Raw genomic sequence first — 14,994 nt, 5'->3', positions numbered from 1 at the left:
AAAGCTGGGGAATGCAGATGACTTACTCCTATACTGAGAAAAAGCGGATTCGCAAAGATTTTAGTAAATTGCCGTCCGTGATGGATGTTCCCTATTTGCTGTCTATACAGCTGGATTCGTTCCGGGACTTCCTCCAAAGTGAAGCCGCGCCCGAAAATCGTCGGGAAACCGGTCTCCACGCAGCATTCAAATCCGTATTCCCGATTGTCAGTTATTCTGGCAACGCCGCACTCGAATACGTGAGTTACCGCATCGGCGAGCCGGTATTTGACGTCAAGGAATGCCAGCTTAGGGGCGTCACCTACGCAGCACCGCTGCGGGTGAAAGTAAGACTTATCATTTATGATAAGGAATCGTCCAACAAGGCGATCAAGGATATTAAAGAGCAGGAAGTCTACATGGGCGAAATGCCCCTGATGACCGAGAACGGTACCTTCGTTATCAACGGTACCGAGCGTGTTATCGTTTCCCAGCTCCACCGTTCACCCGGTGTGTTCTTCGATCATGACAAGGGTAAGACCCACTCGTCAGGTAAGCTGTTGTATTCGGCACGGGTGATTCCTTACCGTGGTTCCTGGCTGGACTTCGAGTTCGACGCCAAGGACTCGGTCTTTGTCCGTATCGACCGTCGCCGCAAGCTGCCCGCGTCTATTCTCCTGCGTGCCCTGGGTTATAACTCAGAGCAGATGCTGGAGATGTTCTTTGATACCAGTAAGTTCAGTATCGGTCCTGAGGTGTGCAAGCTCGAGCTGGTTCCAAGTCGCCTGCGCGGTGACATTGCGACGTTCGACATCAAGGACAAGAAGGGCTCCGTCATCGTTGAAGAGGGTCGCCGGATCACCGCTCGTCATATCAAGCAGCTTGAAAAAGCGGGCTTGACCGAGCTGGAAGTGCCGACGGAATACCTTTACGGCCGTGTACTCTCGAAAGACATGGTGGACACCAAGTCCGGAGAGGTTCTGGTTGAGTGTAATACCGAGCTGACCGAAGAAGTTGTCACCAAGATTCTCGACGCTGGCGTTACAGAAATTGAAACTCTGTACACCAACGACTTGGATTGTGGTCCGTTCATGTCGGATACGCTGCGCATCGACCCAACCCGCACGCCCCTCGAGGCGCTGGTTGAGATCTATCGCATGATGCGCCCGGGTGAGCCGCCCACCAAAGAGTCGGCCGAGAACCTGTTCAACAACCTGTTCTTCTCTGAAGAGCGGTATGACCTGTCCTCCGTTGGCCGCATGAAGCTGAACCGTCGCCTGCGTCGCGAAGAAAGCACCGGCGAAGGCACGTTGACCCATGACGACATCATCGACGTCCTCAAGACGCTGATCGATATTCGTAACGGTCAGGGCAATGTCGACGACATTGATAACCTGGGCAACCGTCGAGTTCGTTGTGTCGGTGAGATGGCGGAGAACCAGTTCCGCGTTGGCCTGGTGCGTGTTGAGCGTGCTGTGCGCGAGCGTTTGAGTCTGGCGGAAAGCGAAGGCCTGATGCCTCAGGATCTGATCAACGCCAAGCCGGTAGCGGCTGCGGTGAAGGAATTCTTTGGCTCCAGCCAGCTGTCCCAGTTCATGGACCAGAACAACCCGCTGTCGGAAGTGACTCACAAGCGTCGTATCTCCGCTCTCGGTCCAGGTGGTCTGACCCGTGAGCGTGCCGGCTTTGAGGTTCGTGACGTACATCCGACTCACTATGGTCGTGTGTGTCCGATCGAGACGCCGGAAGGCCCGAACATCGGTCTGATCAACTCGCTGGCAACCTACGCCCGCTCCAACTCTTACGGTTTCCTTGAGAGTCCGTACCGGAAGGTGGTTGACGGCGAGGTGACCGATGAAGTGGTTTATCTGTCGGCCATTGAAGAGAGCAACTACATCATCGCCCAGGCCAGTGCGGCAATGGACGAGAACAAGCGTCTGTCTGATGAGCTGGTAACGGTTCGTCATCAGAACGAGTTCACGGTAACGCCGCCGGAAAACGTCAACTTCATGGACGTTTCACCGCGCCAGGTAGTGTCGGTAGCAGCCTCGCTGATTCCGTTCCTGGAACACGACGACGCCAACCGTGCACTGATGGGCTCCAACATGCAGCGCCAGGCGGTTCCGACGTTGCGTTCGCAGGTGCCCTTGGTAGGTACTGGTGTTGAGCGTACCGTGGCCCAGGACTCTGGCGTTTGCGTAACCGCTCGTCGCGGTGGTGTGATCGAGAGCGTCGATGCGGCCCGTATCGTGGTACGTGTCAACGACGATGAGACTGAAGCCGGTGATGCTGGTGTGGATATCTACAACCTCACCAAGTACACCCGTTCGAACCAGAACACCTGTATCAACCAGCGCTCCATTGTTAACCAGGGCGATGAAATTGCCCGTGGTGACGTGCTGGCTGACGGCCCGTCCGTGGATCTGGGTGAGCTGGCTCTGGGGCAGAACATGCGTATCGCGTTCATGCCCTGGAACGGTTACAACTTTGAGGACTCGATCCTCATTTCCGAGAAAGTGGTTCAGGAAGACCGCCTGACTACCATCCACATTCAGGAACTGACCTGTGTGGCTCGGGATACCAAGCTGGGTAGCGAGGAAATCACCGCGGATATTCCGAACGTTGGTGAAAGTGCGCTGTCCAAGCTGGATGAGTCCGGCATCGTGTATATCGGTGCGGAAGTAGGTCCTGGCGATATCCTGGTTGGCAAGGTAACACCGAAAGGTGAAACCCAGTTGACCCCGGAGGAGAAGCTGCTGAGGGCCATCTTCGGCGAGAAGGCTTCGGACGTGAAGGACACGTCCTCACGTGTGCCTACTGGCACCCGTGGCACGGTTATCGACGTTCAGGTCTTTACCCGTGACGGCATCGAAAAGGACACGCGTGCCCAGTCCATCGAAAAAGAGCAGTTGGACGAGTATCGCAAGGACCTGAAGGACGAGTATCGCATTGTAGAAGGTGCCACCTTCGAGCGTTTGACCAATGCCCTCAAGGGGCAGGAAGTCATCAGTGGTCCTGGTCTCAAGAAAGGCGCCAAGTTGGACGAATCGTACCTGGCAGAGTTGCCGCGCGACGACTGGTTCAAGCTACGGATGAAAGATGAGGCGCTGAATGAGCTGCTTGAAAAATCCGAGCAGGGTCTTGAAGATCGCAAAAAAGAGCACGAAGCGCGCTTTGACGATAAGAAAGGCAAGCTTCAGCAGGGTGATGACCTTGCCCCGGGTGTTCTCAAGATCGTCAAGGTGTACCTCGCGATCAAGCGTCGGATTCAGCCGGGCGACAAGATGGCCGGACGTCATGGTAACAAGGGTGTTATTTCATCGGTCATGCCGATTGAGGACATGCCTTATGATGAACATGGCAACACAGTTGACGTGGTTCTCAACCCCTTGGGTGTTCCGTCGCGGATGAACGTCGGTCAGGTTCTTGAAACGCACCTGGGTGCAGCAGCCAAAGGGCTGGGTGAGCGCATCAGCCAGATGCTGGATGAGCAGCGTAAGATCGCTGAGCTCCGCAATTTGCTGGACGAGATCTATAACCACTCGGACGAGGTCACCAAGGTGGACCTGGATTCGCTGAGTGACAAAGAGATCCTGGCCCTGGCTAACAATCTGCGCGCAGGTGTCCCCATGGCAACGCCGGTCTTCGACGGTGCCAAGGAAGCAGAGGTCAAGCGTATGCTTGAGCTGGCAGGTCTGAGTACGACTGGCCAGACTGTGTTGTATGACGGCCGTACGGGTGATGAATTTGACCGCCCGGTAACGGTTGGCTACATGTACATCCTCAAGCTGAACCACTTGATCGACGACAAGATGCACGCTCGTTCCACCGGTTCGTACAGCCTGGTTACCCAGCAGCCGCTGGGTGGTAAGGCGCAGTTCGGTGGTCAGCGCTTCGGTGAGATGGAAGTGTGGGCACTCGAGGCCTACGGTGCGGCGTATACGCTGCAGGAAATGCTTACCGTGAAGTCTGATGATGTGAATGGTCGGACCAAGATGTACAAGAACATTGTCGATGGCGATCATCGTATGGAGCCGGGCATGCCCGAGTCCTTCAATGTTCTGGTCAAGGAAATCCGCTCGCTGGGTATCGACATCGAGCTGGAATCCGACTGAGCCGAATTGTTTTTGGCAGCGTGAGCGGGTACCGGTCGGTACCCGCCCGAGAATAACGCCATCCGGAGCTGTTACTGATGAAAGATTTGCTGAATCTTCTCAAAAACCAGAACCAGAAGCAGGAATTTGACGCCATCCGTATTGGCCTGGCGTCGCCTGACATGATCCGTTCATGGTCTTTTGGTGAGGTCAAAAAGCCTGAGACCATCAACTACCGTACGTTCAAGCCTGAGCGTGACGGTCTTTTCTGTGCCAAGATCTTCGGCCCGATCAAGGATTACGAGTGCCTGTGCGGCAAGTACAAGCGGCTCAAGCACCGTGGTGTCATCTGCGAGAAGTGCGGTGTTGAAGTGGCACTGGCCAGTGTGCGCCGTGAGCGCATGGGGCACATCGAGCTCGCCAGCCCGGTCGCCCACATCTGGTTCCTGAAATCACTGCCGTCCCGCATCGGCCTGATGCTGGACATGACCCTGCGCGATATCGAGCGGGTCCTGTATTTTGAGTCGTTCATCGTGATCGAGCCGGGCATGACGACGCTTGAGCGCGGTCAATTGCTGAACGACGAGCAGTATTACGAAGCCCTTGAAGAGTTCGGTGACGAATTCGATGCCCGCATGGGTGCCGAAGCCGTCCAGGAGCTGCTGGAAGGTATTGATCTGCAGGCCGAGGTTGAGGCCTTGCGGGAAGAGATTCCCCAGACCAACTCCGAGACCAAGATCAAGAAGTTCAGCAAGCGCCTGAAGATTCTTGAGGCTTTTCTGTATTCCGGCAACAAGCCGGGCGACATGGTCATGACCGTTCTGCCGGTTCTGCCGCCGGATCTTCGTCCGCTGGTGCCGCTGGATGGTGGCCGTTTTGCCACCTCTGACCTGAACGACCTGTATCGCCGGGTGATCAACCGTAACAACCGCCTCAAGCGCCTGTTGGAGCTGAATGCTCCGGACATTATTGTGCGCAACGAGAAGCGGATGCTACAGGAAGCGGTTGATGCGTTGTTGGATAACGGCCGTCGTGGTCGCGCCATCACTGGTACCAACAAGCGTCCGCTGAAGTCCCTGGCCGACATGATCAAGGGTAAGCAAGGTCGCTTCCGTCAGAATCTGCTCGGTAAGCGTGTGGACTACTCCGGTCGTTCCGTGATCGTGGTTGGTCCGTACCTGCGTTTGCACCAGTGTGGTCTGCCCAAGAAGATGGCGTTGGAGCTGTTCAAGCCGTTCATCTTCTCGAAGCTTGAGCACCGTGGCTTGGCGACCACCATCAAGGCCGCCAAGAAGATGGTCGAGCGTGAGGAAGGCGTGGTCTGGGATATCCTGGACGAGGTCATCCGTGAGCATCCGATCATGCTGAACCGGGCACCGACTCTTCACCGTCTGGGTATCCAGGCGTTCGAGCCGGTACTGATCGAAGGCAAGGCCATTCAGCTGCATCCGCTGGTGTGTGCGGCCTACAACGCCGACTTCGACGGTGACCAGATGGCGGTACACGTACCGCTGACCCTGGAAGCCCAGCTCGAAGCCCGTGCGTTGATGATGTCCACCAACAACGTGCTGTCGCCGGCCAACGGCGAGCCGATCATCGTGCCGTCCCAGGACGTGGTACTGGGTCTTTACTACATGACCCGCGAGCGCAAGAGTGCCGTCGGTGAAGGCATGGTGTTTGCCGATGTTAAAGAAGCGCACCGTGCCTATGGTGCTGGCAAGGTTGACCTTCAGGCGATCGTCAAGGTCCGGGTCAAGGAAGTCACGATCCAGGAAGACGGCGAGCGTACCGAAGAGTACAAGATCGTTGACACCACGGTCGGTCGTGCGCTGTTGTTCGATATCGTTCCTGACGGCCTGTCCTATGAGCTGGTCAACAAGCCGATGGTCAAGAAGTCGATCTCGAATCTGATCAACACCTGTTACCGTGATGCCGGCCTCAAGGATACCGTTATCTTTGCTGACCAGCTCATGTACATGGGCTACCACTATGCGACGGTTTCCGGTATCTCGATCGGCTTCAACGACTTCGAGATTCCTCCCGAGAAATACGAGTTGGTGGATGCTGCCTCCGAGGAAGTCAAGGACATCGAGACCCAGTACGCATCCGGTCTGCTGACCCAGGGTGAGAAGTACAACAAGGTTATCGATATCTGGTCCCGTGCCAACGACAAAGTGTCGAAGGCGATGATGGATCGGCTCTCGAAGGAGCAGGTTATCGGGCCAGACGGCAAGCCAGTTAAAGGTGAGGACGGCGAAGACTTGATGCAGGAGTCGTTCAACTCGGTTTACATGATGGCTGATTCGGGCGCCCGGGGTTCCGCGGCTCAGATTCGCCAGCTTGCTGGTATGCGTGGCCTGATGGCGAAGCCGGACGGCTCCATCATCGAGACGCCGATCACTGCGAACTTCCGTGAGGGTCTGAACGTACTCCAGTACTTCATATCCACCCACGGTGCCCGTAAGGGTCTGGCGGATACGGCACTGAAGACCGCGAACTCAGGTTACCTGACTCGCCGTCTGGTAGACGTTTCCCAGGATCTGGTCGTTACCGAAACCGACTGTGGTACCGAAGAAGGTCTGTTGATGACGCCGCACATCGAGGGTGGCGACGTTGTTGTACCGCTGGGTGATCGTGTGCTTGGTCGTGTTACGGCCCGTGCAGCCTTTACGCCAACGGACAAGGACAATGCCGTTGTCGAGGCCGGCGTCCTGCTGGACGAGAAAGCGGTTGAATCCCTTGAGCGTGCCGGTGTGGACGAAGTCTGGGTTCGCTCTGCGATCACCTGTGAGACTCGCCACGGTATCTGCTCCAAGTGTTATGGCCGTGATCTTGCCCGTGGCCACGAGGTCAATGTGGGCGAGGCTGTCGGTGTTATCGCTGCACAGTCCATCGGTGAGCCGGGTACCCAGCTGACCATGCGTACCTTCCACATCGGTGGTGCGGCAAGCCGGGCATCAGCGGTTGACAATATCCAGGTCAAGCACGGCGGCACCGTTCGTCTGCACAACCTGAAATCGATCGAGAAGAGCGACGGCAGTCTGGTTGTTGTGTCCCGTTCCTCAGCGCTGGCCATTGCCGATGAGCAGGGTCGTGAGCGCGAGTGGTACAAGCTGCCCTATGGTGCGGTGCTGTCTGTCAAGCACGGCGACGCCGTGGAGGCAGGGGTTGCGGTTGCCAAGTGGGATCCGCACACGCACCCAATCATCGCTGAAGCGGAAGGTACCGCCAAGTTCGTCAACATGGATCAGGGCATTACCGTCCGTACCCAGACTGATGAGCTGACGGGTCTTTCCACGATGGAGGTTATCGACCCGAAAGAGCGTCCGGCGGCTGGTAAGGACATTCGTCCTGCCATTCAGCTGATCGACGACAAGGGTAACGATGTTGAGTTGCCAGGTGGTGGTACCGCGATCTTCTTCCTGCCGGCGAACGCGCTGGTGACCATGGCCAATGGCGCCAAGATCGAGCTGGGTGACGTGGTTGCCCGTATTCCGCAGGAAAGCTCGAAGACCCGGGATATCACCGGTGGTCTGCCGCGTGTTGCCGACCTGTTCGAGGCCCGTCGTCCGAAAGAGTCGTCCATCCTGGCTGAAGTCAGTGGTGTGGTGTCCTTCGGCAAGGAAACCAAGGGCAAGAAACGTCTGGTGATTACGCCGAAGGATGCGGATCCGTATGAGGTTCTGATTCCCAAGCATCGCCAGATGAACGTGTTCGAGGGTGAAACGGTCGAGAAGGGTGAGGTTATCTCTGATGGCCCGTCCAATCCGCACGACATCCTTCGTCTTCTGGGTGTGGTTGCGTTGGCCAAGTACATCACCAACGAAATCCAGGACGTTTACCGTCTGCAGGGTGTTGTCATCAACGATAAGCATATTGAGGTTATCGTTCGACAGATGCTGCGTAAGGTGGAGATCACTGATGCCGGTGATACCAGCCTGCTGGCTGGCGATCAGGTAGAAATTACCCAGTTCATGGAAGAGAACGAAAAAGCGGAAGCGGCAGACAAGGAAACCGCACGTTGTGAGCGCTTGTTGCTGGGTATTACCAAGGCATCTCTGGCGACGGAGTCGTTCATTTCAGCGGCATCGTTCCAGGAAACCACGCGGGTTCTGACCGAAGGCGCCGTCACCGGCAAGCGGGATTACCTCCGCGGGCTGAAAGAGAACGTTGTCGTTGGTCGCCTGATTCCGGCTGGTACCGGTCTGGCATACCACGCAGAGCGTCGTCGCAAGCGTGATCTGGAAGAGCAGGGCGTAACGGCAGCGGATGTCGAAGAAGCTCTGAGTGCCGAACTCAACCGCGAAAGCTGAGTTGACCGGTAACGCCACCCGCCGGTAGTTACTTACCTGGCGGGTGGTCAAAAAGAGATCAGTCATCTTGACTGTTCAGGGTCGCAGGCTTAAACTTGCGACCCTCAAATTTTACCCCCGCCTGTCGGGGGTAAGTTTCATTGATACGGTTTTTTGGAGTTTGCTTACATGGCAACGATTAATCAGTTGGTGCGTAAGCCTCGTAAACGCAAAGCGGCCAAGAGCGACGTTCCTGCTCTGCAGGCTTGCCCGCAGCGCCGTGGTGTTTGTACTCGTGTGTACACCACAACGCCGAAGAAGCCGAACTCAGCACTGCGTAAAGTGTGCCGTGTTCGCCTGACCAACGGCTACGAGGTTTCCTCATACATTGGTGGTGAAGGTCACAACCTTCAGGAGCACAGTGTTGTGCTGATCCGTGGCGGTCGAGTAAAAGACCTTCCGGGTGTGCGCTATCACACTGTTCGCGGAACACTGGACACCCAGGGTGTGCAGAACCGTAAGCAGGGCCGCTCCAAGTACGGTGCAAAACGACCCAAGTCCTGATGTCCCACACGGGTGTCTTTTATCGTTGCTACGTAGAACGGTAAGAGTAAGGCTGAGTAGCTGATGCTATCTCAGGGGTTCCTGAAGACCTTTTAATAGATAAGGGCTTATCGATGCCTAGAAGAAGAGTTGCAGCAAAACGGGAAATTATCCCGGATCCCAAATTCGGCAGTGCACGGCTGGCCAAGTTCATCAACCATGTGATGGAAAGCGGCAAAAAAGCTGTTGCTGAGCGCATTGTTTATGGCGCGCTCGATATCGTTGCCGACAAGTCCAAGGAAGAGCCGATCGACATGTTCGAGAAGGCCCTGGAAAACATCCAGCCGATGGTTGAAGTTAAATCCCGTCGTGTGGGTGGTGCTACCTACCAGGTGCCTGTCGAAGTACGGCCTTCCCGTCAGAACGCGCTGGCCATGCGCTGGCTCGTAGAATTTTCACGGAAGCGTGGTGAAAAGTCCATGGCGCAGCGTCTGGCAGGTGAAATCCTGGATGCCGCTGATAGCAAGGGCTCCGCTGTTAAGAAGCGCGAAGACGTTCATCGCATGGCAGAAGCCAACAAGGCGTTCTCTCACTTCCGTTTCTAATCAGCCGAGGTTCATACAGTGGCACGCAAGACTCCGATCAAGAGATACAGAAACATTGGTATTTGTGCGCACGTTGATGCGGGCAAGACCACAACCACCGAGCGGGTTCTGTTCTACACAGGCATTTCCCACAAAATCGGTGAGGTTCATGATGGCGCGGCGACCATGGACTGGATGGAGCAGGAGCAGGAGCGTGGTATTACCATCACGTCTGCTGCAACCACCTGTTTCTGGCAGGGCATGGATAAGCAGTATCCTGAGCACCGCATCAACATCATCGACACCCCGGGGCACGTTGACTTTACCATCGAGGTAGAGCGTTCCCTGCGTGTGCTCGACGGTGCAGTTGTGGTGTTCTGTGGCTCCTCTGGTGTTGAGCCGCAGTCCGAGACTGTTTGGCGTCAGGCCAACAAGTACGAAGTGCCCCGCATGGTGTTCGTCAACAAGATGGACCGTGCCGGTGCCAACTTCCTGCGCGTTGTGAATCAGATTAAGAACCGTCTGGGTGCGACTGCCGTTCCCATTCAGTTGCCGATCGGTGCCGAAGACGAGTTCGCTGGTCTGGTTGACCTGATTCGTAACAAGGCGATTTACTGGAACGAAGATGATGCCGGTGCTACCTATGACCAGCGCGACGTTCCTGCCGAAATGGCTGACGAAGTAGCGAAGTACCGCGAAGAAATGATGGAAGCGGCTGCTGAAGCTAATGAAGAGCTGATGGAGCGCTACCTTGAAGAGGGCGAGCTCAGCATTGAAGACATCAAGAAAGGTCTGCGTATCCGTACGCTCGCCAACGAGATTGTTGTCGCGACATGTGGTTCTGCCTTTAAGAACAAGGGTGTTCAGGCGGTGCTGGATTCGGTGATCGAATTCCTGCCGGCTCCGGACGAAGTCAAAGCCATCCGTGGTGAGGTCGATGAAGACGGTACTGAAGAAACCCGTCAGGCTGACGACGACGCGCCTTTCTCGGCTCTCGCGTTCAAAATCGCCACCGATCCGTTTGTTGGCACGCTAACCTTCTTCCGGGTTTACTCCGGTAAGCTCGAATCTGGTAATGCAGTCTACAACTCCGTAAAGAGCAAGAAGGAACGCGTCGGCCGTATGGTTCAGATGCACTCCAAAGAGCGTCAGGAGATCAAGGAAGTTCTCGCGGGTGATATTGCTGCGGCAATCGGCCTGAAGAGTGTCACCACCGGTGATACCCTTTGTGATGAGAATCATAAAATTATCCTGGAACGCATGGAGTTCCCTGAGCCGGTTATTTCTGTAGCCGTTGAGCCGAAGTCCAAGGCTGACCAGGAGAAAATGGGTGTTGCTCTGGGCAAGCTTGCTCAGGAAGATCCGTCTTTCCAGGTTCGTACTGATGAAGAATCTGGCCAGACCATCATCTCCGGTATGGGTGAGCTTCACCTGGACATCATCGTTGACCGAATGCGTCGCGAGTTCAAGGTTGAAGCGAACATTGGTAAGCCGCAGGTGGCTTATCGTGAATGCATCCGTAAGAACGTGGATGTGGAAGGTAAGTTCGTACGTCAGTCTGGCGGTCGTGGTCAGTATGGTCATGTCAAGCTCAAGCTTGAGCCGCTGCCTCTCGACGAGGAGGATGGCGAGAACTTCATCTTCGTAAACGAAATCGTTGGTGGTGTGGTTCCCAAGGAATACATTCCCGCTGTTCAGCAGGGCATTGAAGAGCAGATGAAGAACGGCTGTCTGGCCGGTTATCCTCTGCTGCGGATCAAGGCCACGCTGTACGATGGTTCCTACCATGACGTTGACTCCAACGAGATGGCGTTCAAGGTCGCCGGATCCATGGCGATGAAGAAAGGCGCGTTGGAGGCTAGTCCGGCCCTTCTTGAGCCGCTCATGAAGGTCGAGTGCGTTACCCCTGAAGAGTATATGGGTGACGTCGTTGGTGATCTGAACCGCCGTCGTGGTCTGGTTCAGGGTATGGAAGACGGCCCATCGGGCAAGACAATCCGTGCCGAGGTTCCGTTGTCGGAGATGTTCGGTTACGCCACCGATCTGCGTTCTGCAACGCAGGGTCGGGCGTCTTATGCGATGGAGTTCTCCCGCTATATGGAAGCTCCCTCGAACATTGCCGAAGCGATCATTAAAAAGGGTTGATCCCCAGGACTTAAGAAACAGGAAGAGGTGTAACCGTGTCTAAAGCAAAATTTGAGCGTAATAAGCCGCACGTAAACGTGGGCACCATTGGTCACGTAGACCATGGCAAGACCACGCTGACAGCCGCGCTGACTCGTGTGTGTCACGAAGTGTGGGGTACTGGTAGTGCAAGCGCATTCGACCAGATCGATAACGCACCGGAAGAGAAGGCGCGTGGTATCACCATCGCGACCTCTCACGTTGAGTACGATTCGCCGGCGCGTCACTATGCGCACGTTGACTGCCCGGGCCACGCTGACTACGTGAAGAACATGATCACGGGTGCGGCGCAGATGGACGGCGCGATCCTGGTTTGTTCCGCAGCTGACGGCCCCATGCCGCAGACTCGCGAGCACATCCTGCTGTCCCGCCAGGTTGGCGTTCCTTTCATCGTTGTGTTCCTGAACAAGGCGGACATGGTTGATGACGAGGAGCTGCTGGAGCTGGTCGAGATGGAAGTTCGCGAACTGCTGAGCCAGTACGACTTTCCGGGCGACGACACGCCGATCGTTACCGGTTCCGCGCTGATGGCGCTGGAAGGTAAGGATGATAACGAAATGGGTACTACCGCTGTTAAGAAGCTGGTAGAAGCCCTGGACGAGTACATCCCGGATCCGGAGCGTGCGATTGATCAGCCGTTCCTGATGCCGATTGAAGACGTGTTCTCCATCTCTGGTCGCGGTACGGTTGTAACCGGTCGTGTTGAGCGCGGCATCATCAAGGTTGGTGACGAAGTGGAAATTGTCGGTATCAAAGATACCGTGAAGACCGTTTGTACCGGTGTTGAGATGTTCCGCAAGCTGCTGGACGAAGGTCGTGCTGGTGAGAACGTTGGTGTTCTGCTGCGTGGTACCAAGCGTGACGACGTTGAGCGTGGTCAGGTACTGGCGGTTCCGGGCTCGATCACTCCGCACACCAAGTTCGAGTGCGAAGTGTACGTGCTGAGCAAAGAAGAAGGTGGTCGTCATACCCCGTTCTTTAAGGGTTACCGTCCGCAGTTTTACTTCCGTACCACCGACGTCACAGGTTCCTGTGAGCTGCCGGAAGGTGTGGAAATGGTTATGCCGGGTGACAACGTGAAGATGAGTGTTACCCTGATTGCTCCGATCGCCATGGAAGATGGCCTGCGCTTCGCGATTCGTGAAGGTGGTCGTACCGTTGGTGCCGGCGTAGTCTCAAAGATCATCGAATAAATTATTCGAATGATCTAAGGAAAAAGGGGCTGAAAGTCAGCCCCTTTTTCTGTTTCAGCCGCACAATCTGACCTGGTAGAGTCGCTGCTCATCGCAGTTGACACTGCTGGGTATTATGCATACAATGCGGCTCCTTTTTTTGAAGGTCGGCTAACTAGTAGCTGCTACGAGTGGAGTTTGGTGCATCATGCAAAGCCAAAAAATTCGAATCCGGTTGAAGGCGTTTGATTATCGCCTGATCGACCAGTCAACGCAGGAGATTGTCGATACCGCGAAGCGGACCGGCGCTCAAGTGCGTGGACCAATCCCTCTGCCGACGCGGAAGGAAAAGTACACCGTTCTGATTTCACCGCACGTCAACAAAGACGCGCGCGATCAGTACGAGATTCGTACACACAAGCGTTTGCTGGATATCGTCGAGCCGACGGAAAAGACAGTAGATGCTTTGATGAAGCTGGATCTGGCAGCAGGTGTAGACGTTCAGATCAGCCTCGGCTAACGCCAAGCGTTAGTCTGTGTAACTGTCATAAGGCCATAGAGGGTGAGAGCCCCGTACACTTAAGAGGTGAAACATGGCAATTGGAATTGTCGGTCGCAAGGCCGGTATGACCCGTATTTTTACGGAAGACGGGCAAGCAGTGTCCGTAACGGTAATTGAGGTTGAGCCCAACCGCATTACCCAGCTGAAAACTCTTGAAAGCGATGGCTATCGCGCGGTTCAGGTAACCGTTGGTAAGCGTCGTTCCTCTCGTGTGACTAAAAGCGAAGCGGGCCATTACGCCAAAGCCGGAGTCGAGGCTGGTCGTGGTCTGTGGGAATTCCGTCTCGCTGATGGCGAAGGCGAAGAGCTGGCTGCAGGCGGAGAGATTACCGCTTCCATCTTTGAAGATGGCCAGGTCGTTGATGCTGTTGGTCAGTCCAAGGGTAAAGGTTTCCAGGGCGGCGTAAAGCGCTGGAACTTCTCCATGCAGGACGCCACACACGGTAACTCCCTTTCTCATCGTGCTCCGGGTTCCATCGGTCAGAACCAGACTCCGGGCAAGGTATTCAAGGGCAAAAAGATGGCGGGCCAGATGGGCAATGCGCAGGTGACCGTGCAGAACCTGCAAGTCGTCCGTGTCGACGCCGAGCGCAACCTTCTGCTGATTCGTGGTGCCGTTCCGGGCGCGACCGGCGGAAATGTTGTCATCAAGCCTGCAGTTAAAGCCTGAGGAGCGGTGCGATGGAATTGACTATTACAGGTAGCGGCAAGGGAATCTCGGTTTCCGACGCTGCATTCGCCAAAGATTTTAATGAGTCACTGGTTCACCAGGTTGTCACCGCGTATATGTCCGGTGCGCGCCAGGGTACCCGTGCTCAGAAAACACGTTCGGAAGTCGCTGGTGGTGGTAAGAAGCCCTGGCGTCAGAAGGGTACGGGTCGTGCCCGTGCCGGTACCATCCGCAGTCCGCTGTGGCGGTCCGGTGGTGTTACCTTCGCTGCCAAGCCTCAGAGTTTTGAGCAGAAGGTAAACCGCAAAATGTACCGCGCAGCGATGCGCTCCATTTTTTCCGAGCTGGTCCGTCAGGAGCGCCTGGTTGTGGTCGACGACATGAATGTCGAAACGCCCAAGACCAAGGCCTTCACTGCCAAGCTGAGCGATATCGGTGTCAGTAACGCGCTGATTCTGTCCGACAACGTCGAGCAGAACCTGCACCTGGCCTCGCGCAATATCCCGCACGTTGATGTGCGTGATGTCGCCGGCCTTGACCCGGTTAGCCTTGTCGCCTTCGACAAAGTGGTTGTGACTGTTCCCGCTCTGAAGAAAATCGAGGAGATGCTGGGATGAATCAGGAACGTATTTACAAGGTTCTTCTTGGGCCTCACGTATCAGAGAAAGCCTCTCTGGTCGCGGAAAGTGGTCAGGTGGTATTCCGTGTAGCCCCTGACGCAACCAAGCCCGAGATCAAGAAAGCCGTTGAGCAGCTGTTCAACGTCACCGTCGAAGGTGTTCAGGTTCTGAACCGTAAGGGTAAGCTCAAGCGTACCGTTCGCGGCTTCGGCAAGCGTGCTGACATTCGTAAGGCTTACGTTAAGCTTGCGGACGGTCAGGACATTGATTTTCTGGATGTGGAATAAGGTAAAG

Annotated in this window: 10 protein-coding genes; all 10 read left to right on the top strand. The window is 55.7% G+C overall.

Going from position 1 to position 14,994, the window contains the following annotated elements:
* Positions 1-17: 17 nt before the first annotated feature.
* The 10 genes from rpoB to rplW all read left to right on the top strand — a co-directional run bounded on the left by rpoB (position 18) and on the right by rplW (position 14,987).
* Entirely contained in the window at positions 18-4,094 is a 4,077-nt protein-coding gene (gene rpoB, locus ACTRWH_RS17335) for a DNA-directed RNA polymerase subunit beta (RefSeq protein ID WP_036205627.1), read from the top strand.
* Positions 4,095-4,171: 77 nt separating this feature from the next.
* Complete coding sequence (gene rpoC, locus ACTRWH_RS17330) at positions 4,172-8,386, top strand: DNA-directed RNA polymerase subunit beta' (RefSeq protein WP_036203337.1); 4,215 nt, start codon at positions 4,172-4,174, stop codon at positions 8,384-8,386.
* Positions 8,387-8,554: 168 nt separating this feature from the next.
* The gene (gene rpsL / locus ACTRWH_RS17325) at positions 8,555-8,929 is read left to right on the top strand and encodes a 30S ribosomal protein S12 (RefSeq protein WP_007154021.1); all 375 of its coding nucleotides are present in this window, start codon (positions 8,555-8,557) and stop codon (positions 8,927-8,929) included.
* A 113-nt stretch (positions 8,930-9,042) separates the two neighbouring features.
* Positions 9,043-9,513 carry a 30S ribosomal protein S7 gene (rpsG, locus tag ACTRWH_RS17320; protein WP_036203340.1) on the top strand — a complete coding sequence of 157 codons (471 nt, stop codon included), beginning with the start codon at positions 9,043-9,045 and terminating at the stop codon, positions 9,511-9,513.
* A gap of 18 nt (positions 9,514-9,531) precedes the next feature.
* Positions 9,532-11,637 carry an elongation factor G gene (gene fusA / locus ACTRWH_RS17315; RefSeq protein ID WP_036203343.1) on the top strand — a complete coding sequence of 702 codons (2,106 nt, stop codon included), beginning with the start codon at positions 9,532-9,534 and terminating at the stop codon, positions 11,635-11,637.
* Between the two features lie 35 nt (positions 11,638-11,672).
* Positions 11,673-12,869 carry an elongation factor Tu gene (gene tuf, locus ACTRWH_RS17310; protein WP_462826680.1) on the top strand — a complete coding sequence of 399 codons (1,197 nt, stop codon included), beginning with the start codon at positions 11,673-11,675 and terminating at the stop codon, positions 12,867-12,869.
* A gap of 187 nt (positions 12,870-13,056) precedes the next feature.
* Entirely contained in the window at positions 13,057-13,368 is a 312-nt protein-coding gene (rpsJ, locus tag ACTRWH_RS17305) for a 30S ribosomal protein S10 (protein WP_004580743.1), read from the top strand.
* A gap of 73 nt (positions 13,369-13,441) precedes the next feature.
* Positions 13,442-14,080 (top strand): 50S ribosomal protein L3, encoded by a 639-nt coding sequence (gene rplC / locus ACTRWH_RS17300; RefSeq protein ID WP_007154017.1) that lies wholly within the window; start codon positions 13,442-13,444, stop codon positions 14,078-14,080.
* A gap of 11 nt (positions 14,081-14,091) precedes the next feature.
* The gene (gene rplD, locus ACTRWH_RS17295) at positions 14,092-14,697 is read left to right on the top strand and encodes a 50S ribosomal protein L4 (protein WP_007154015.1); all 606 of its coding nucleotides are present in this window, start codon (positions 14,092-14,094) and stop codon (positions 14,695-14,697) included.
* On the top strand, positions 14,694-14,987 hold the full coding sequence (rplW, locus tag ACTRWH_RS17290; RefSeq protein WP_007154014.1) for a 50S ribosomal protein L23: 294 nt from the start codon (positions 14,694-14,696) through the stop codon (positions 14,985-14,987). Before rplD ends, rplW begins: the two co-directional genes overlap by 4 nt.
* Positions 14,988-14,994: the final 7 nt, after the last annotated feature.

The sequence above is a fragment of the Marinobacter sp. G5_S1_61_S3 genome (assembly GCF_054968585.1).
The sequence above is the reverse complement of the archived record's forward strand: the minus strand, read 5'-3'. Positions and strand labels throughout refer to the sequence as shown.

What these genes read in the sequence shown, in the direction of transcription:
- rpsL (WP_007154021.1), top strand. Translation starts at nt 8,555, where the DNA reads ATGGCAACGATTAATCAGTTGGTGCGTAAGCCTCGTAAACGCAAAGCG.
- rpoB (WP_036205627.1), top strand. Translation starts at nt 18, where the DNA reads ATGACTTACTCCTATACTGAGAAAAAGCGGATTCGCAAAGATTTTAGT.
- rpsJ (WP_004580743.1), top strand. Translation starts at nt 13,057, where the DNA reads ATGCAAAGCCAAAAAATTCGAATCCGGTTGAAGGCGTTTGATTATCGC.
- rpsG (WP_036203340.1), top strand. Translation starts at nt 9,043, where the DNA reads ATGCCTAGAAGAAGAGTTGCAGCAAAACGGGAAATTATCCCGGATCCC.
- rpoC (WP_036203337.1), top strand. Translation starts at nt 4,172, where the DNA reads ATGAAAGATTTGCTGAATCTTCTCAAAAACCAGAACCAGAAGCAGGAA.
- rplD (WP_007154015.1), top strand. Translation starts at nt 14,092, where the DNA reads ATGGAATTGACTATTACAGGTAGCGGCAAGGGAATCTCGGTTTCCGAC.
- rplC (WP_007154017.1), top strand. Translation starts at nt 13,442, where the DNA reads ATGGCAATTGGAATTGTCGGTCGCAAGGCCGGTATGACCCGTATTTTT.
- rplW (WP_007154014.1), top strand. Translation starts at nt 14,694, where the DNA reads ATGAATCAGGAACGTATTTACAAGGTTCTTCTTGGGCCTCACGTATCA.